This is a genomic window from Ruegeria sp. BHSC029, assembly GCF_059613085.1.
In genome coordinates, this window is record NZ_JBXWRU010000005.1 from 92351 (window position 1) to 111161 (window position 18811).

The window sequence follows — 18811 nt, forward strand, 5'->3', positions numbered from 1 at the left end:
GCGTCTAGATCCATGTTTAGTCAATGAAAAACTATCTAAATGCAGCTTTTTTAGTTCGCTGGCCAGGCTCAAACATTTTTTGATCTAGTTATCCCACCAGCCAGCCAATTGCGTGGTCAGCAATATAGCTATTGATACTGTCTGGTCTCCGGTCAGTGCATATCTGATAATACTCTTCTTTTGGATGTGTCTCTGAATGTCATCAGGCGTCCCGTATCACTGCCTTTTCTGAAGCCCTTGGACTTTTGGAGGAACTTAGGCAGCAACGGGACAAAGTGGTCAGCCCCACCTGAGTGGTCCAAGTTGATTGTTAGTGCATGACCGGCCTCGGGTCCATCTGGACGATGGTTTCCGGTGCCGGTGGGCGGTAGCCCAAAGCACTGTGTGGTCTTTTTGTGTTGTAGTGTTTCCTCCATTTTTCGATCAGGATTTGGGCCTCGCGGAGGCTGTAGAAAATTTCGCCGTTGAGGAACTCGTCACGGAACCTTGCGTTGAAGCTTTCGCAGTAAAGTCTGGGAGTGTTTGATCCGACGTAGAGCGCATGTATCCGTGTGACTGCTCCCAAGTCCGGGATTGTGCCACCTGTGTTTTATGAGAAGGAGTTCTCCCTCGTTCGGCCTTCGGCCTCACTCAGTCCGAGGAGCACCTCCCTTCGGTCGGCGCTCAGCCAGGTCATTTTTCTTAGGATGAGTGTGCTACGGTTAGAGCTTCCCTCTACGCAATAGAAAACAATTACGGCCGGAGATGGGCCGCTTGGAGCTGAGGATGTATAGAAAGTCGCTTGGCACCCATAGCGTCGCAAACGGGCCCGAAGCAGTCGCCTAATTCTTCAGAAACTCTCTGGATACCATAAATCTCCGGAACAGATCCTCTCTTTCGCTCACCTTGGTAATATACTCGATAATTGCATAATCTTTAACACCTTGGCAGTCGAAGGACCCCTGTGGAAGCAATTGCATCCAGTGTTTTTCTGCAATCTGCGGCAGTTGCAGCGTCCGATCGGCACGGGTCTGGGTTTCGACATGGGGGTCAACCTGAACGATCAGGTGCCAGTGCGGATTCACGTCGAGCTTTTCCGGAAATGCGAACCATAACAAACGTTCGTCCGGACGCTTCGTCCAGCGGGGTCCATTGATCTCCCTATTCACACGAGCGTCCCACTGTTTCAAAAGCTCACGCATACGCGGATAGCCCAGCGGCTTGTGGTTGCTCGCAAGAGTCACGAAGTAGTCAAACTGAAATTCACATAGCCTGCGCCGCAACTCATTCCGCATGCGCTTGTAATGGAAATGGCTTGGCCATTTTGAGTGTGAAACACGTCCGGGTGTTCACGCTCTGCTCTCCGCATAAGTTCCTGATCACAAATGTGTCTATAGCGAGCGCGTCGTCGAACTGCGGAATTGCCCAAAAAATTTGAAGCCGGCTGAGAAGTCTCTTTCCCGGCAATATTCAAGCTGAGACGTTGGACAGCTTACTCTTCACTGCGGGAAGTCGCTCGGGGAGGACCCGATTAGCCCTCTGGCCCGCCAAGACGGAGCCAATGATGATCAAGGCACCCATGAGTTGAACAAGCGACAATGATTGGTCGAGCCAGATCCAGCCGAGGGCCACAGCTGTTACAGGGCTCATCATGCCCAACATGGCCACAGCTCCAGGTTCAATTCGCGCCACGCCTCGGAACCAAAGGGCATAGGTTGCGGCTGCGCCAACGAGTCCTAGCCAAGTCAGTCCCACAACGTTTGTGACAGACAGCGTTGGCAGGGGCGGCTCGCAAATCAGTGCCAATGGCACCAGTATCAAACCACCTGCCGTCAATTGCCAGGCGGTGAAGCTCAATGCTGAGACTGGTGGTTGCCATTTGCGGCTGAGAACGGTTCCCGCCGCCATCGACGCGGCTCCGCCAAGACCGGCCGCAACACCGACAGGGTCCAACGCGGCCTCCGGTGTGACAAGCAGTAGGGCCACTCCCAGCACACCGGTTGCCGCTGCCCCAACTGCCGCGATCCGGATGGGAGTGCCGAGCCAACCATGCGCCATGAAAATAACCATCATTGCCTGAAGAGCACCCAAGGTCGCCGCAACGCCGCCTGGAAGGCGATAGGCTGCAATGAACAGCAGCACCCAAAACACTGAAAAATTGAAGGCGCCCAGCAAAAAGACCCTACCCAGCCAGGCGCGATGAGGCAGACAGCGTGTCAGCGCCAGAAGAAGCATCCCGGCCGGTAGCGCGCGCAAAGCCGCCAAGGTGATCGGGTAGCCGCCCGGCAAAGCCTCGGTCGTAACCAGGTAGGTGCTGCCCCAAACGGCGGGCGCCAGTGCGGTCAGAAAGATGTCGGTTGTGCGGGACATGGCAGAGCTCCAGATTCTCAATCACCACAGAGTGTGGATCTTCAAGCGGGGACGTTGCGGACACGGTGGAAGCCCCATGTCGCGACGCAGTTTAGGTGGCAGATCGCAACGCACATGGCGTGGCGGTTGGATGGGTTTGAAAACCCGTCGAATGATGCGTTTCATGGCGTTCTCCTTTCAGGCGACCAGGCGCATGGCAGTTCGCAACTGCGTGGCAAGGTCATCGGTTGGCCCATTGACCAGACGAGTGCCGGTTTCTCGTATGATGAGGGTTGGAACAGAGTGAACTTGCAGAGCGCGCGCGCGGTGCCGGTCTTGCTCGACCGCCCGGACCGTTGCTGGGTCCCGGAACACTTCGGCGAACAAGCGCGCGTCGTGACCCAGTTCGTCTGCGACGCTAAACACAACCTCGGCGTCCGCGACGTTGCGCGCCGCGCTGAGATGGGCCAATTGGAGGCGGTCGAACATATCCCAATGGGCAGGTTGTCCGCCCAGGCGTTCCGCTGCCTTGCAGCCGATGGCTGCGGTCAGTCCATGCGGATAGTCGAATTTGGCCGTGCGCATCGCATCGATGTCGACCAATTCGGGCCGGTCGCTGACCTGTCGGCAAACCGACCAATGGCCAAGGATGGTCTCACGGGCCTGATCCGGTGTGCCCCACCGGGCTGCCATTTCTGCGCGACTTGCCTGCAGGACAAAAGTTCTATGCACGACCTTCAAATCGAACTCGGTGGCAAGCACGCGCAGCCGCGAGGAAATGTTGAAACACCAGCAGCACACGACATCGTGGTAGAACTCTACAGTGAGGGTCGCCATCACGCGGCCTCCTCATGAAGGTTCGCCCCGGCCAGCCGCGCTGCGATCCGCGCAACATGTTTGCCCTGAAACCGCGCACCGGCGAGATCCTTCTCTGTCGGACTGCGCGAGCCATCCGCGCCAGCGATGGTGCCAGCGCCGTAGGGCGCGCCGCCGATGATTTCGTCAGCCGTGGTTTGGCCAACATAGGTATAAGGCATGCCTACGATCAGCATTCCAAAGTGCTGGAGCGGGATTTGCGTGGTTAGCAGCGTCGCCTCGTGCCCGCCATGCTGCGAGCCGGTGGAGGCAAAAACCGCCGCGACCTTGCCAACCAATGCATTGCGCGCCCAAAGGCTGCCGGCTTGATCGAGAAAGGATTTCATCTGACCCGCCATCATGCCGAACAGGGTTGGTGTGCCAAAGATGATGGCGTCGTAGTGCTCTAGGTCGGCAGGGCTTGCCACAGGGGTTCTGTCGTCTGTGAACCCTGCTTTTTGGCGAATTTCTTCAGGGACGGTTTCCGGAACGCGACGCAGATCGACATGTGTGCCGGCGACGCTGCGTGCGCCTTCCGCCTCAGCCTCTGCAAGGGCGCGGACATGACCGTAGCTGGAATAGTAAAGAACGAGAATGCGTGTCATTTTGAACCTCTCAGGCGTGACGATTGCTTGCCAGAGAGAATGGGAAATACCCGACCACGGAGTAAGCGGTCTGGTTTGATTTCATTCTTTACGCAGGTTGAATAATCTCAGTCGCGCAAGGCCGATCGCAAATGATCGACAAAGGCCGATACCTTTGCATCCGCACCCAGTCTTGATGTTGTTACGGCAAAGATTTCGGGCGCCGGAAGCTCGTAGTCAGGAAGAACGCGGACCAGATCTCCTCGCGCCTCAGCGCGGCGCGAGACGAAATCGGGCAATGTCCCTATACCTTGACCAGAAACCAGCAAGTCTCGCAGAACAAGACTGTTCCCCACCCGGATCATTGGGTCGAGCTCTATAGTGGTTGTCCCATCCGGACCAGTAAGCGTCCATGTGGTGAGGTGATCGGCAAGAAGAAATCCGATCACTTTGTGCCGGGCTACGTCCTCGGGTTTTTCCGGCATTCCGGCCGACGCAACATAAGCCGGTGAGGCATACACTCTTTGCCGCACCGCTCCGATCTTTCGGGCAACCAACGCCGAGTCTGGCATCGCTGCACGAATGCGGATCGACACGTCAAAACCGCCTTCAACCATGTCGACAACGCGATCATCCATCGACAGCGTGACCCGCAAATCAGGGAAGCTCGCCATGAAACCCGGCAGCATCGGCGCAATCACTTCTTGGCCAAAAGAATTGGACGCATTGACTCGCAGGTGTCCGCGGACCGCTCCGGCCCCCTCCCGGATGCGGTTCTCAACGTCGCCTACCGCAGCGAGAATGTTCTGCGCCTCCTCGTAATACAGTCGGCCCGCATCGGTGAGTGACATGGATCGAGTGGTCCGGGTCAGAAGAAGCGTGCCCAAGCTTTCTTCCAAGAGTCTGACCTCTCGACTCAGCAACGCTGGTGACACGCCTAAGTCCTCGGACGCGCGCGCAAAACTTCCACGTTCCACAATGCGCCTAAAGGCATGCATGACCGCCAATTTGTCCAAAGTCGGGCACCCTTCTTACCGAATTGATGGATCTTACAGACGACTAGACCTACTGATAGCACGCGTCCTGGCGTTGTGCGATGGCGGGAAGGCTTGACGCAGATAGCTGCTCAACCATTGAGGTATCTGCGGTTTGAATCCCGAAAGCGGATGATTAACTATTCGATGAGTGCAAATTCGATAGTGGGTAGCGAGTCAACATGACGGAACGGAATGGGCGTTTGACGGCAGAAGAAGCAAAAGGTCTTCGAACTGCAAAGGAACTTGAAAGTCACCTGGCCTGGCTTGACACGTTCACCCCAGCAGCTCTCGGGGTCCTGGCAATCGCTTCCGGGATTTACACTTATCTTGGTGTCTCATCGCTGCTTGAAGATAACGGAGCCGTCTCTTTTTTTGCTGCTGTGGCTTACTCCGTTGCGGTATCTGTCGGCATCTTCGTGTTCTGGAGCTATATGCTGAGGTTGCTTCCGTCGATGCGCACAGCGAGTGGCTTCATCGGATTGACCATTTCTACGATAGTTGGGTCAATCGCAATTATTGCGATGTCCAGTTGGTTGAATGCGGCGGCACTAGCCGGTTCTGCTGCGGTTGAACAACACTTAGAGAACACGGTTCGGGATTATCAGGCGGCATTAGAACAAGCCAATGATATTGCTTTGAGCGGCCAAGCTCTGGGTCGTGAAGTGGAGCGTGCGCGCCAAAGTTTTGAGGAACTGGCGGAGTTGGAGCAGTCCGGCGATCTTTCCGGAACAGCCGGACGGGGTGCTGTCTTTCGCGTGCTGACACAGAAGGCTGAAGAACTCCGAAACTTGGAAGAGCAAATCGCCGCCCAGCAGCAACCGATCGAAGAAGCTTTCCAGCAGGGAAATGAAATCCTCGCAAAGATGCGCGAACTAACCGTTGCGCCCGGGCCAGTTGAGCGCCGCTCAGTGCAGTTTTCTGAAGAGAGCGTAAAGCTGGCTGGAGTAATCTCTCGCCTGAACCAATACAGCGTAGCACCTCTTGTGGCGCGCGCGGCGGAAGACCTGCCTTCTTCAGTCGTTCTCCCAGAGTTGGATGGACGTAGCTCTGATGTCCGCAGTGCGCAGTCTTCAACTATCAACTCTGTGTTGAACGCACTCGATCAACGCAGCAAGACGCTTAAGAACGCCGCTGACGAGGTTTTGGACATGGAGCCGCCGATTGAGACAGCTTACAATCCAATCTCCAGCGCTGACGCGGTGATTATCTATGCGGGCAACTTTGTGCCCTCGTGGGCGGGGGCAATTGCCATCGACTTGTTGCCTGCGGTGCTGGTCTTCGTGCTGGCAATAACTCAAGCCGCAATTCGTAGTGGAAAAGACGGCATGAGTATCGAGGACACTCTAACGCTGTCCGATCTGAGAGCGGCGATGAATGCGATGAAGGATGTTGAGGCCACGCTTGGTGTCGCAGACGCTGCCGTAATTGAGCGGGCGACCCAGAAAAAAGACGACGCGTGATGAGATACCTATCGCGCTTCGATCCGCGTTCCGGTCTTAGATATGTGCTGATCCTACAGCTTGTCATCGCAGTGGTTCTTATCTTTAGCGATGTCGCAGAAGAGTTCTCAAATCCGTTCAAAAATCGGGTTGAACTGCCGTCTGGACCGGTATCACCTGGTGACCAGCGGCGTGAATATCGAACCGATCGGACTGACCCGACGCTATTTTTGAACGATGAACCGCAGGATTTGCCGGTTCCGGCGAATTTTTCCGCGCGTTTGGATTTTTCTGTCAGTGAGCTCGACGAGTTTGGGCAGGTGCTTCTGTTAAGCGGTCAGATAGAGACTGGGGACGCTGCTCGGCTCATTTCATACCTTTCAGACATGACCGAGAAACCCGGCTTGGTCGCGCTACACAGCCCCGGTGGACGTGTCTCAGAGGCACTGATTATCGGACAGCATTTGAGGGAAGCCGGAGTAAATACCGGAGTTCTTGCAGGTTCTGTGTGCATGTCCTCATGCCCGTATATTCTCGCGGGTGGGATTGATCGTCTTGTGTCTCAAAAAGGGGTCGTCGGAATGCACCAGCATTACTATGAACAGCCGCGTATGATCCCGGTGGTGTTTGCCGTAGAAGGCATTCAGAAAGGCCAAGGCGAAACGATGCAGCACCTTATCGAAATGGGCATCGACCCAGCGCTCATGCTCTATTCGCTGAACACACCTCCAGATCAGATTTACGCCTTAGTTGCAGATGAGCTAATCCAAACAAGGCTTGCCACTCAGATTCTCGAATGACGAAAGACCTAGGATTGTATTTGTTTTGAAGAGACTAGTTGCCACGTTGATTTTTACTGCAAGCACCGCATGGGCCGGTGGCGTGCAGGTGCGAGATGCTGATACGATTGTTGTAAATGGAACACCGGTGAGATTGCAGGGTGCAGATGCACCGGAATTGGGAACCTCTGCTGGGCGAGATGCACGCCGATGGATGGTCAACTACCTGCGTGGCAAATCCATTGAGTGCAAGCTCACAGGAGAGCGAACCTATGATCGCTATGTCGGCGTTTGCTACGCCGATGGCAGAGACATCGGAGCAGCTGTGATTGCAGCTGGCTATGCTCTTGACTGTGCGCGATATAGTGGCGGTCGCTATCGGAGTTTAGAGACTTCAGCCGCGCGATCGAGGTTGCGAAGAGCCCCATATTGTTGAGTTTGATTCTGAAAAGTAACTGGCACTAGCGACGCCCTAAAGCGACAATTACGGTCCTCCCGATACCGAGCTTAGCAGCCAGACCCGCCATCATCGGGTCGAAGTTTCCGTTGCCCTGCTAACGTATACGACGGTCATACTATGTCATTTTCACTCATAAGCTGCTGGTGCGCTATGACATCAAAAAGCTATAGCGATTGATAGAGACAATGCTGCCGAAGCATGCATCATTTGCGCGCGCGCCAGTCCGAAAAAAACAGGCCCATGGGTAGTCTGTATTGAGCCACTACGCACTTTTTTCATTGGAAACTTATAGATTCTGCCTCGCGAGTTAGAGGCTCGAAAAAGTCTCATTTTGATATTGAATGTGCTACCGACCTTGGATAATTCGGCGCTTGGAAACAGCAAAAAAAAGGAGAAAAGACTTTGTTTTCCATAGACAAAACATCGATCGCTCTGATCGCCATCTTCGCATCCACTACCGCCGCAGCTCAGAGTTTTCAAGGGGCAGCAACAGTTGGTTATGGGCATACATCCCTTTCTGATGGAGGCGGTGATATTGGAACGCCATCGCTAGACGCTTTTGGTGTTTTTGATTTTGAAAATAGCCTGTTTCTAGGCTTGGACGGCAAGCTTACCAATATCGATCCGGACGACGTCTCAGGCGATATGAGTTTGCTAGATCTGGGCTCGACCCTGACCTATCAATTCAGCAACGGTGCAACGGCAGGTGCCTACCTCGACTATGCCGATGCGGATATCGATACCGGGCTTGGGTTCGATCTGTCAGGTGACACAACCTCTTATGGTGTCACGGGCGGTTACTCCGCCAACGGTTATGGCTTCGAAGCATGGATTGGTGAAACCGAGTTCTCCCCGGATATTGATGGCGTGGACTGGACGGACTACGGCGCGCTGTTCCGCTATCAACCCTCCGAACAGACTGTCCTCGGTATTCACTATGTCCGCAGCGAGCTTTCGGGCTATGGTGAAAGCATTGCTCTGTCGAGCTTTGGTATCGGTGGATATTATCAATTCGCTCAAGGTTGGGGAGCGTTTGCCGGTATCAGCCGCCAATCGCTGAGTGACATTGATGCGGATGCAACGACACTTGGCGTCGGCATCGACTACGACCTCCGTCAAATTAGCCAATTCCCTGGTCAGGTCTCCCTCGAACTTGTTCGGACTGACCTGGATGTTGGTGGTGTAAGCGGCGATCTTGATACCGTGCGTCTTGGTCTCACTTTCCCGCTCGGACAACGTGAAGTTGCGACCCCGGTCAACAGCGTAGCACGTGCAGCCATGGCGCCACGTCACAACGCTTTGACCACTTTCACGGACACACTGTTCTAACACGCACAAAACAAATTGCCGGGGCCAGCCAACTGAAATGCTGGCCCCGAATCCGACGGAATTTCGAGTTGCTAGACGAAAGATCGCAGCCATCGAAAAATGCGTGCCTTGTCTCTTACTGAATGGGAGCTTTGGCTCTCTGAGCTGCGCGAAGCCGGAACGCATCCCCTTCAGCATTTTGAGAGAATTCTAGGACTTCGTTCATGAGGGCTACGGATCCCACAGGTTGAATCTTCAGCCATTCCCGGACCCGGAGAAAAGCGGGTTGTGGTCCAACCCATCGGCTATTCAAAGGCAAACGGTTTCTTTGGTGATTGCCATGGGTGGAACCATTCCCTACGATTCAAGGCTAGACGGAGAAACGGAATGGCAAAGATCGACGAAAGCAAAAAACAAGACACCCAAAAGCGTCCGGCTCAGGATGAAAACACAGGGTGCGCACAAACCGGTTTGTCACCAAACCAAGAGGGGTCCGACGAAAATGCAGCTCGTCGAGAGCGTTTGCGTGCCATTGCGAGCGATGCGGAAAAGCGTCTCAAGGGATCAATGAAACTGCTGTCTTGATGGCTTTCTCTTTGCCTAAGGACCTCGGCGAAATCCATAGTCGCTTTGCACTGATCGAAGGCGATAAGTCCGGATTGTAGCGACAGGCCGCGCCTCCCCAAAAATGATGCGTAGGCCAATACCGCAGATCGCGATCCAACTCACACAATCACCGGCCCCAAAAGGATCGCAACGCTCGCAAGGCCCAAGGCTGTTCTCACTAAAATATTTGCCCGCCCAATCAGCGCGAAAGACAACGCTGACAGCCCAAGGGCCAAGGCAACAAATGCCGTAATAGCAGCAGCTGGCTCCGACGGAAGTTGGATCAGATTCGGCCAAGTGATCATCCCGACCGGGATCAAATAGAGGCCGACACCTAAAGCCATAGCTGTCAGTGCCACCTTGATCCAGTTTTCTCCCGCCATCCCGGCAGCGATGAAAACAGCCCCACAAACGGGTGGCGTTATCGTGGACAGCAGCGCGAACCAGAAAACGAACAGATGTGCCTGAAGTGGCTCAAGGCCAAGCTGCATCAAGGCCGGGCCGGCCACCGATACGCAGATCACGTAAGCCGCCGTTGTCGGCACTTCCATGCCCAGGATCAGGCAGGCAATCGCAGTCAACAACAAGGATGCCCACAACACGCCCCCCGACCCTTCGAGGATCACGGAAGTGATCTTTACGCCCAGCCCGGTCGCCCCCAAGACGCCGATAATGATCGAGGCGCAGAAGATGATAGCCGCGATCATGGACACCTGACGGGATGAGGTGACCAGCGCTTGGGTTATGCGGTCTGCGGTCCTGTTCACGTCGAACGTCAGCTTGCCATCGATCAGCAACAGGAATACCCCAGCGAAAATGGCAAGGCATGCAGCGTATTGAGGCGTGTAGCCGGCTGCGAACATTCCGACCATCAACACGCTGAAGGGCACGAGGAAGAACAGGGACGTTACGGCCACATCGCGCGTTTGCGGGCGTTGTGACGGGTCCAGACCCTTGAGCTCGAACCGGGTCGCGTAGGCGTTGATCCCGATCCAGACCGCCAGGAAATAGAGAATGGCAGGCAGAAGCGCGGCTCCCATGATCTGGGTATAGGGAACGCCCGTCAGCTCGACCATGACAAACGCGCCTGCTCCCATCAGGGGCGGCATGATCTGTCCGCCCGAACTAGCAACGGCTTCGACACCCGCCGCCAGCCGCTTCGGGTATCCCAGCCGCATCATGGCGGGGAGCGTAATGGCTCCGGTCGAAGCAACATTTGCACTGGCCGAACCGGATATGGAGCCAAACAGCGCAGACGACAAAACGGAAACCTTGGCCGCTCCACCTTTGAGCCGGCCAGCGGCAGCGGCTGCCACATTCATGAAGCCCTGTCCTGCCTCGCCGGCGTTCAAGACAGCGCCAAATATCACGAAAATCGAGACCACGCCGACGGAGACGGCCGTAAGGCTGCCCCAGATGCCACCTTCTGCAATGGTCATCGACCCAAGGAATGAGCGCAGAGGCATTCCCGAATGACCAAACTCTCCGGGTATGTGCTGACCGAAAAAGGCATAGAGCAGCGCGAGGGCTGCCACTGTGGGAAGCGGCCAGCCGATGGCGCGCCTTGCGGCTTCAATCACCACCGCCAAGAGCGCAAAACCTACCGCGACCTGAAAACGGCTTTCAAGGAAACCATATTGGTCCCCCAGCATTTCGTGGTTCCAGGCCACCCAAAGCGCCGAGGCGACACCGATTGCGGAAAGCACCGCACCTGAGACAAAACGAGCGCGATCGACCACGCCGAACAAGAACACCCAAGGCAGAATGAGCGCCAGGTGCAACGGTCGACTGACCAGGTTGGGAACAAGGCCTAGAAAGACCAACCCGATGTGGAATGCGACCAGAGCCAATGCCAAGGCAATCCACAAGGCTCGCAGGCTCCACTTTTGCGGAAGATCAACCGATCCGGTCACGTTGTTTCCTTCCCGACAGAAAAACCGGGCCTGATCTGGCCCGGCCTCTGCTCATCCTGTCCGAGGGACGAGTTACATTTGGTCGTCAGTCAGCGCAATGCCCGCTTCCTTGTAGTAGCGGATTGCTCCGGGATGGATCTTGCCCGTGATGTTTTCCATCAGGTCGGTATCAACACCGGCCCACCAGGCCGCAGTATCAGCCATCGCATTCTTACTTTCCCAGAAGGTCTTGGTCAGTTGATAAGCGGTGTTGTCGTCCATCTTGGTGGTGGTATACGCAACTACTGGCAGAGAGGTCGTCACGATATCCTCATCCTGACCAGCATAAGTGCCGGCCGGTATTACCAGACGCGCGCGCTTGGTCTGCGCGACTTGGTCGTCACTCAGGGACAGCACTTTCACACCGGCCGAAGCGGCGGCTTCCACCACATTTGGGGCGGGCCAGGAGCCGGCGGTGACAAAGCCGTCGATCTGTCCGTTTTTCAGGGCGGCGACAGCGTTGGAGAGCTCCGCATCAGCAATGTTGACTTTGCCTTCCAGTCCAAACAAGTTCAGGTATTTCTCGCCTTCGCGCGCGCCAAAACTGCCTTTCCCCAAGAGGATGGTTTTGCCTTCCATGTCTTCAAAGCTGTCGATCCCGCTGTCCGCGGAAACAACAAAATGCATGGTCAAGGAAGGGATCGGGAACAGGGCGCGGATCTCGTCAAAGGACGGATCGCTTTTGCCCTCAAACATCGCTTTTCCGCCCTGAGCCAGTCCAACCAAGGCCGGCGGTGTAGTGAACACATAGTCGCCACCGCGCGCGCGAACTTCCATTACGTTCTGAACCGAACCCTGACCTTCTTCCACGGTCACAATGATGTTCCCGTCCGATCCGGCCTTCATGGCTTCGGCGATCTGGACGCCCATTTGGTAGTATGAAGTCCCCGCCTTGGCGGACTTGTAGGTCACGCGCGTTTCGGCCCAAACCGGAGATGACACGACCACTGTGGCGGCTACGGCGGCAACCATGCACTTGAAATTGTCGAACATTTGAGAGTCTCCCTTTGATAGCAGCGATAAAGCACTCAGACTGATCCGGGGTCAATGGCCCGGGATCTCGGGGGCGCGGGGCGTCGCTTATGCCCCAGCCGGGAAGTGTGGGGGCCAGGGCCGACGGACTGGCGTTGTCTTTGCAATTTGACTAAACGAAAAAGTCAGCTGGCAAACGGCATCCAACTGATGCGTTGAGCCTTCGTGGATCTGTCTCAGGAGCGCACAATGTCCAGGTTGGAAAAGAAAACCGCTCTCATTACCGGAGGAGCCCGAGGAATAGGACTGGCCATCGCCAAAGCGTTTCGCGAAGAAGGCGCTGACGTCATTCTGACAGATGTCGACGCCAAAAACGGCCAAAGTTCCGCAGATGAAATCGGCGCAATATTCCGCCAGCTCGACGTCTCGTCGGAGGCGGATTGGCAAAGGGTTGAGGCTGAATTTCCGGTGTTGGACGTGTTGGTGAACAACGCTGGCGTAACGGGCTTTGAAACTTCCGCGACCGGCACACCTCCTGCACACGATCCTGAGCACGCTAGCCTGGCTGACTGGCGAACCGTCCATGCCGTGAACAACGACGGAACTTTCTTGGGCTGCCGTTATGGGATCAAGGCAATGCGAAGAAATGGTTGCGGATCGATCATCAATATCTCCTCCCGATCTGGCCTTGTTGGCATCCCGATGGCGGCGGCCTATGCGGCCTCCAAGGCTGCTGTTCGCAATCATACAAAGTCCGTTGCCTTGTATTGCGCAAGCCAAGGCCTTGCGATCCGATGCAATTCCATCCATCCCGCTGCGATCATGACATCGATGTGGGAGCCGATGCTGGGTAAAGGACCAGACAGAGCTGAGCGTGAAGTTGCGATGGTCGCGGACACTCCATTGCGAAGGTTTGGAACTACCGAAGAAGTCGCGGCTCTGGCCGTGCTTCTCGCCTCCGACGAAGCTACTTACATCACCGGTGCCGAGCTATCAATTGACGGAGGCATACTGGCAGGTTCCGCAGCGACCCCGGGAAGCTAGCTCAATACCAACTAGGATGATTAGCGACCTAACCAAGAGCGAACGTATCGGCCAAATCGCAGTCCGAAAACTAGACACGAGACCCAAAAAGTAACCACATTCTCAGCGGCGGCTTCTACCTACAACCGAACGTGGGAAGAATTGCGTCAACGGCGAAGCTGCAGACGAGGCCCTCGTTCGTTGATCGCGATCGAGGGTCTGCACTTGGCCCATTCCAGACCTTCAGCTTGGGCGCGGACGCTGCATCGCATCTTCGCCGAACCGGTCATACGTGCTCCCCGCAGCAACCCTACTGTTACCTCCCCACAACTGATCTCATCCGCGGGTCTGACAAAACGAGCATCCACAATGCTCGCTTCGAGTGGCTGAGAAAAATCTTGAAGATACCCGCATAGCGAGAGACACTGGTTGAAAGGAAAAACTCTAGAGAGTAAGTATGAACGCAGAAGTTAACCCCGATGTATCGCTTCAACTTGATAAAAAGGCTGAAGATGAATATCGAAACACTCTTGATGAGGCGCAAGGCGCTGAACCCATACCTCCGTCAGACATCGTATCCTACAACGAGTTAAGGTCGTGTGCTGACCTGTTTCGACTATTCGAAACGGACAAACTTGAAATTCAGCCAGATTTCCAGCGAGAAGTAGTTTGGAAGCCAAATGACCAAAGTCGTTTCATTGACTCTTTAGTCAAACAATTGCCGATCCCAAGCATGTGTTTCAGCTTGGATTATAAAACGCAAAAATGGAAGGTTATCGACGGCCTACAGAGGATGAGCTCAATTATTGCATTCCTTTCGGATCAGCCGTGGCGTTTACGAAGCCTAGAGGACATACACCCTCTATTGCGCGGAAGTCGAAACGTAGACCTGAAGAATGGAAATCCTGATCAACAGAGACTTTTCACTACCGTTCAGGATGTATCGATACCCATTACCGTGTTGAGGTGTGATTATACCCAGCCTGCGCACATGCAATACCTTTTCACTATTTTTCATCGCCTGAACTCTGGCGGTGTGAGGTTGAACAATCAAGAAATTCGGAACTGCATCTACACTGGCTCGTTTAATACTTGCCTAAAAGAATTCGACGCTAAGGACGCAAATTGGATTAAAGTAAAGAGGCGGATTTGGGGCTCCGCCAATCGCTTTAGATCGGTAGAACTGTTGCTGCGGGCGCTCGCGTTAACAGAGAAACTTCAAGAATATGACGGCAACCTCGCGCGTTTCCTGAACAAATATATGCACGAGAGGGTAGACCTAGACGAAGACCAAATCGAACAACTTCAGAGTAGGCTCGCAAAAATGAGTCAGCAAGCCGTTCTCGCCTTGGGAAGTGGCACAACAAAGGTCTCTATGACTTTCATCGAGGCCACACTTGTTGGAGTGCTGTCGAATCTGGACTCATCGCTCGAAGCCAGCAAAGAAGTTCTGCATGGTAATTTCCTTAGAATGATGCGTCGGGACAACTTTGCGCAGGCGGCTCGTTACGCGGTAGCGTCAGAAGCGAACGTTAAGTCGCGACTTGCTGTGGCAATTGAAGAATTCAAGATCGTCTGAGATGATTACAGATACGATTACCGGTATTGAAAACTGGTTTAAAGAACCAACTGCGGACAACGAAAGGCCGAAGCTACTTTCGAAGCTCGCCTTAATTGAATTTTGCGGCTGGCTTGAGGAGTGGATGGATGAAGCTGTTCGGCAGGTAAATCAATCCACACTGAACGACACAGAGTGGGTCGAAGAGAACATCATCAAACAAACCCACGGTTTTCATTATAATAAGCACTTTAGACCCATGCTTTGTGGTGTTTTAGGGGAGCATAGAATTCGTGGGATCGAAGACAGTTTTGAGCAAAGCCACCAAGGCGATCTTGAGCTTATTCGCTCCAACTTAGGCACACTCTGGCGGTTGCGCTGCAACCTTGCCCACGCTGATCTAGCAGCGCACCAAAGAGCACAGATTAATATCTATGCACCGTCGTGGACGAAGAACCAATATCGCCTGCTTTCAGGACGCCTTGATAATTTTAGAAACTGCATTCTGAACAGCATTTAACAGCCTGGTCCCTAAACTCAGACGTGCGTGTCATTGCGGTAAGTTAATGTCTGCTGTCGACATTGCGACCAACTCGTCCGCACACGCATCGAACGGCCGCTCTCAGCCCTTGATTGCCGTTTGTTCAGTTTGCAGCGTCGGCAGTTCTGGCTTTTCTACGGTAATCTGGAGGCCTTTGTCGAATGGCTCCTTATTGTCGGTCTGCGAATATCGCTGGCCTTTTTTAGTTGGCTTCGACACCGTAACAAGGACAGCAGGGGGACATTTCGCATCTGTTGTGGCTCGAATTCGAGCGCCTCTACAGCAGCAAGCGCCTGTCGCCGGTGACGCTGGCGCCAAGGACGCCGGTCAAACCGCTGCCGAATGCTAATGTGGCGACGGAAATCGAACGTTGAGGAAGTTTGAGCAGTTCCAGCGCTCATCGCTCCATTCGCTCTTCGCCAACCAAGCCTCCGCTACATCGTTCGATACTCGACTAGGCGCGGTTTGTGCCGAGCGAAACATCCACCGCATGACTAAGCAAGACAACAAGCCATTTAATGCGACAGAGTGCGGGAAACCGTCTTGCCAATGAAACTGAGCTCCGCGACCGCACATCAGAAGAACGAACAACTGCGCCAATCCAAAGTCATTCACTGCGAGGTCGAACCTTTTGCGCTAGGTTGCTGTATCAAGGTTTACATTTTCGACAAAAAAACCGGATTCTCGGGTAAATCTGTCAACTTAGGGTAAACCTAATGTAAACCTTTTGGCTAAATATCCGGCTTCGGAAGCAAGAAAAGGTTTACATCTCCAACCGTCGGGCAAGAGCGATGTAAACCTTTGTCAACCTTGCGCAACCCGGCCGGGGTTTCCAAGCCGGATTGAGGAGGCAGCCCAGCCAATGATGGCTTGAACTACCCCGGCGCTCACGGCGTTATTTCGGTCTGCGAGAGCAGACGCGTCTCAACAGCTGGACCTGATGCAATGTGGGTTCCGGGTCGCTGTGATTGCTCAACTCACGCAGGAAGCGTAACCAAGCGTGCTCGTTGGACGTCAATGCTTCGTTGTGCATACTCTCGTCTCTCATTTTCCAAAGAGCGACTTGATCGAGGCCTGTGACCTGCTGGTCAGCCGGGGATCGGAATTGCCGGAGGCCTCACGGATCGCTTTCAGCCAGGAGCGTTCGTTCTCGGTCACCGGATCTCCGAAAATCTCGAGAACAGACGCAGCGGCTGTTTCTCCGATTGCCTGCTCTAATGAAAGACGCATCAAGTAAGCAGGATCGCACTCCAACGCCTTGGCGAGAGCAGGCACGCGATCAAGCGCAACCTTTGAACTTCCCTGTTTGATCATCGTGATCATATTGGCGTTGGTATATCCGGCCTGTGATGCAATATCGGCCTGGCTCTTGGTCGGTTTGAGTTCAAGCACCCGGCGTTCAACGAACTTTGCCAGACGCGAGCTATCATAAGGTTTCTTGCGCATCGCTTTCCTTCCTGAAGTAACGCAGCGCTTGCTGCATGTCTTCTCTATAGCGACGGCGACCTAGGGACTGCGCCCAGGGAAAACTGGAAGACAGAGGCTGCGATCATCCAACCGACTAGACGCTCGGAAAACGACCCGATTGATTAGGATGGAAATACCTCCGTCTCTTTGACGGTTCCGTAGACAAAACTGGTATCGATCGAAGCAATCCCGCCAATTGGGTGGATCCGGTTGCGGATAAAGCTTTCATAGGCTTCGAGATCAGACACCAAGACCCTCAACTGATAGTCCATTGCTCCAGTTAGAACATGACATTCGAGCACTTCGTCGATCAACCGAACCTGTTTCTCGAATTTCTGGACATCCGTTTCATTGTGACGTTCCAAACGAATGCGAACGAAGACGGTGATAGGCAATCCATAGGCGGCTGCGTCAACGTTGGCGCTGTATCCCCTTATTACCCCGCTTGCCTCGAGGTTTTTGACACGGCGCAGACACGGCGATGGGGAAAGATTCACTTCATCGGCGAGATCCTGGTTTGTCATACGTCCGTATCTCTGCAGCGCTCGGATGATTTGTCTGTCCTTGTCGTCCAATTTCCCACCTCCTTAGCAGATTCTGCCAATATTTGGTCAGAAGTTGGCATATTTCGCAATCTATTACCTCATGTATTGGCGCAAACTGGTTTCAACATGAACCAGGAGCTAGCCATGACCAGTTCGACAGGATTTGCCACCCGCGCCATCCACCACGCCTATGATCCGCTGGAAAATGGCGGTGCCTTGACCCCGCCACTGCATCTGACTTCGACGTTTTCATTCGAAACGGCTGAAGCCGGGGGTGAGATGTTCGCGGGAGAACGTCAGGGTCATATCTACAGCCGTATTTCAAACCCTACATGCGATCTTCTGGAGCAACGCATAGCCAGCCTCGAGGGGGCGGAGGCCGGACTGGCGCTGTCCAGTGGCATGGGAGCCATCACTGCTGTGTTGTGGACGCTGTTATCGCCGGGGGATGAGATCATCGTGGACAAGACGCTCTATGGCTGCACCTTTGCCTTCATGCGGCACGGGTTGGCGAAATGGGGCGTGAAGATAACCCATGTGGACATGACCGATACGAAGAACCTCAGTGCCGCAGTTTCGGAAACGACGCGCGTGGTGTATTTCGAAACGCCAGCCAACCCCAACATGCGCCTTGTTGACATTGCCGCCTGCGCCGAAATCGCACATTCGGTCGGCGCACAAGTTGTCGTCGACAACACTTATGCCACCCCCTATCTGACGCGCCCGATCGAATTGGGGGCGGATATAGTCCTGCATTCGGCAACCAAATATCTGGGCGGTCATGGTGACGTGGTCGCTGGTCTGGTAGTCGGGTCTGCCGACCAAATCGCGGAAATTCGGCTGGTTGGGATGAAGGACATGACTGGCGCGGTCATGGCCCCATTCAACGCGATGCTGATACTACGCGGGTTGAAAACTCTGAACCTACGCATGGATCGACACTGCGCGTCAGCCCGGGTTGTCGCTGAATTTCTCGAGGGACATCCGGCCGTTCGAAACGTGTATTTCCCGGGTCTGGAAAGCTTTGCCCAGCACGATCTCGCGCAGCGACAGATGTCACAGCCAGGCGCAATGATTGCATTCGAAGTCAACGGCGGCCTGTCCACCGGGATCGCCTTCATGAACAGTCTGAAAATGATTCAACGAGCCGTTTCACTTGGCGACGCGGAAACCCTGATCCAGCACCCGGCCTCGATGACCCACTCGACCTACACGCCCGAAGAACGAGCCGAACACGGGATCAGCGACGGGCTGATCCGCCTCTCGGTCGGGCTGGAGGATGTCGAGGATATCTTGGCCGATCTTGCACAGGCCCTGCCCCACCCCGCCAGCAACGCCGCCTGACACCGGAGAGTTC

General features: G+C 54.6%; 18 protein-coding genes and 1 pseudogene. 9 read left to right on the top strand and 10 right to left on the bottom strand.

Going from position 1 to position 18811, the window contains the following annotated elements; translation table 11 throughout:
- Positions 1-310: 310 nt before the first annotated feature.
- From AC2FML_RS13505 to AC2FML_RS13530, 6 genes and pseudogenes are all read right to left on the bottom strand, one after another.
- A pseudogene (locus AC2FML_RS13505) lies at positions 311-559 on the bottom strand (integrase core domain-containing protein); the annotation flags it as partial.
- A gap of 262 nt (positions 560-821) precedes the next feature.
- Entirely contained in the window at positions 822-1274 is a 453-nt protein-coding gene (locus tag AC2FML_RS13510; protein WP_496783552.1) for a hypothetical protein, read from the bottom strand.
- Positions 1275-1449: 175 nt separating this feature from the next.
- Entirely contained in the window at positions 1450-2349 is a 900-nt protein-coding gene (locus AC2FML_RS13515) for an EamA family transporter (RefSeq protein WP_496783554.1), read from the bottom strand.
- Positions 2350-2526: 177 nt separating this feature from the next.
- Entirely contained in the window at positions 2527-3165 is a 639-nt protein-coding gene (locus AC2FML_RS13520; RefSeq protein WP_496783555.1) for a DsbA family oxidoreductase, read from the bottom strand.
- Positions 3165-3788, bottom strand: a complete 624-nt coding sequence (gene wrbA / locus AC2FML_RS13525) for an NAD(P)H:quinone oxidoreductase (RefSeq protein WP_496783557.1) — start codon at positions 3786-3788, stop codon at positions 3165-3167. Before wrbA ends, AC2FML_RS13520 begins: the two co-directional genes overlap by 1 nt.
- A 107-nt stretch (positions 3789-3895) precedes the next feature.
- Positions 3896-4783: a LysR family transcriptional regulator gene (locus AC2FML_RS13530; protein ID WP_496783558.1), complete on the bottom strand. Its 888-nt coding sequence runs from the start codon at positions 4781-4783 to the stop codon at positions 3896-3898.
- A gap of 200 nt (positions 4784-4983) precedes the next feature.
- On the opposite strand from AC2FML_RS13530, the gene AC2FML_RS13535 reads away from it, so the two are divergent.
- The 5 genes from AC2FML_RS13535 (at position 4984) to AC2FML_RS13555 (ending at position 9375) form a co-directional block, all read left to right on the top strand.
- A complete protein-coding gene (locus AC2FML_RS13535; RefSeq protein WP_170343017.1) occupies positions 4984-6264 on the top strand; it encodes a hypothetical protein in 1281 nt (426 codons plus the stop codon).
- Complete coding sequence (locus AC2FML_RS13540) at positions 6264-7043, top strand: COG3904 family protein (RefSeq protein ID WP_496783560.1); 780 nt, start codon at positions 6264-6266, stop codon at positions 7041-7043. Before AC2FML_RS13535 ends, AC2FML_RS13540 begins: the two co-directional genes overlap by 1 nt.
- 127 nt (positions 7044-7170) lie before the next feature.
- Entirely contained in the window at positions 7171-7458 is a 288-nt protein-coding gene (locus AC2FML_RS13545) for a thermonuclease family protein (protein ID WP_496783743.1), read from the top strand.
- Between the two features lie 426 nt (positions 7459-7884).
- The gene (locus AC2FML_RS13550; protein WP_496783562.1) at positions 7885-8811 is read left to right on the top strand and encodes a porin family protein; all 927 of its coding nucleotides are present in this window, start codon (positions 7885-7887) and stop codon (positions 8809-8811) included.
- Positions 8812-9177: 366 nt separating this feature from the next.
- Positions 9178-9375 carry a hypothetical protein gene (locus AC2FML_RS13555; protein ID WP_496783563.1) on the top strand — a complete coding sequence of 66 codons (198 nt, stop codon included), beginning with the start codon at positions 9178-9180 and terminating at the stop codon, positions 9373-9375.
- A 140-nt stretch (positions 9376-9515) separates the two neighbouring features.
- Here the strand turns inward: AC2FML_RS13555 and AC2FML_RS13560 are convergent, their stop codons facing one another.
- Positions 9516-11252, bottom strand: a complete 1737-nt coding sequence (locus AC2FML_RS13560; protein WP_496783564.1) for a TRAP transporter permease — start codon at positions 11250-11252, stop codon at positions 9516-9518.
- A 129-nt stretch (positions 11253-11381) separates the two neighbouring features.
- Entirely contained in the window at positions 11382-12341 is a 960-nt protein-coding gene (locus tag AC2FML_RS13565) for a TAXI family TRAP transporter solute-binding subunit (protein WP_496783566.1), read from the bottom strand.
- Positions 12342-12569: 228 nt separating this feature from the next.
- Between AC2FML_RS13565 and AC2FML_RS13570 the strand changes: the two genes are divergently transcribed.
- From AC2FML_RS13570 to AC2FML_RS13580, 3 genes are all read left to right on the top strand, one after another.
- A complete protein-coding gene (locus AC2FML_RS13570) occupies positions 12570-13364 on the top strand; it encodes an SDR family oxidoreductase (protein ID WP_496783567.1) in 795 nt (264 codons plus the stop codon).
- A 436-nt stretch (positions 13365-13800) separates the two neighbouring features.
- On the top strand, positions 13801-14922 hold the full coding sequence (locus AC2FML_RS13575) for a GmrSD restriction endonuclease domain-containing protein (protein ID WP_496783569.1): 1122 nt from the start codon (positions 13801-13803) through the stop codon (positions 14920-14922).
- A 1-nt stretch (position 14923) separates the two neighbouring features.
- A complete protein-coding gene (locus AC2FML_RS13580) occupies positions 14924-15421 on the top strand; it encodes a hypothetical protein (protein ID WP_496783570.1) in 498 nt (165 codons plus the stop codon).
- Positions 15422-16486: 1065 nt separating this feature from the next.
- Here the strand turns inward: AC2FML_RS13580 and AC2FML_RS13585 are convergent.
- The gene (locus AC2FML_RS13585; protein ID WP_496783571.1) at positions 16487-16888 is read right to left on the bottom strand and encodes a helix-turn-helix domain-containing protein; all 402 of its coding nucleotides are present in this window, start codon (positions 16886-16888) and stop codon (positions 16487-16489) included.
- A 143-nt stretch (positions 16889-17031) separates the two neighbouring features.
- Complete coding sequence (locus tag AC2FML_RS13590; RefSeq protein ID WP_480727544.1) at positions 17032-17484, bottom strand: Lrp/AsnC family transcriptional regulator; 453 nt, start codon at positions 17482-17484, stop codon at positions 17032-17034.
- A gap of 114 nt (positions 17485-17598) precedes the next feature.
- Between AC2FML_RS13590 and AC2FML_RS13595 the strand changes: the two genes are divergently transcribed.
- The gene (locus tag AC2FML_RS13595; RefSeq protein ID WP_496783573.1) at positions 17599-18798 is read left to right on the top strand and encodes a methionine gamma-lyase; all 1200 of its coding nucleotides are present in this window, start codon (positions 17599-17601) and stop codon (positions 18796-18798) included.
- The last annotated feature ends 13 nt before the right edge of the window (positions 18799-18811 follow it).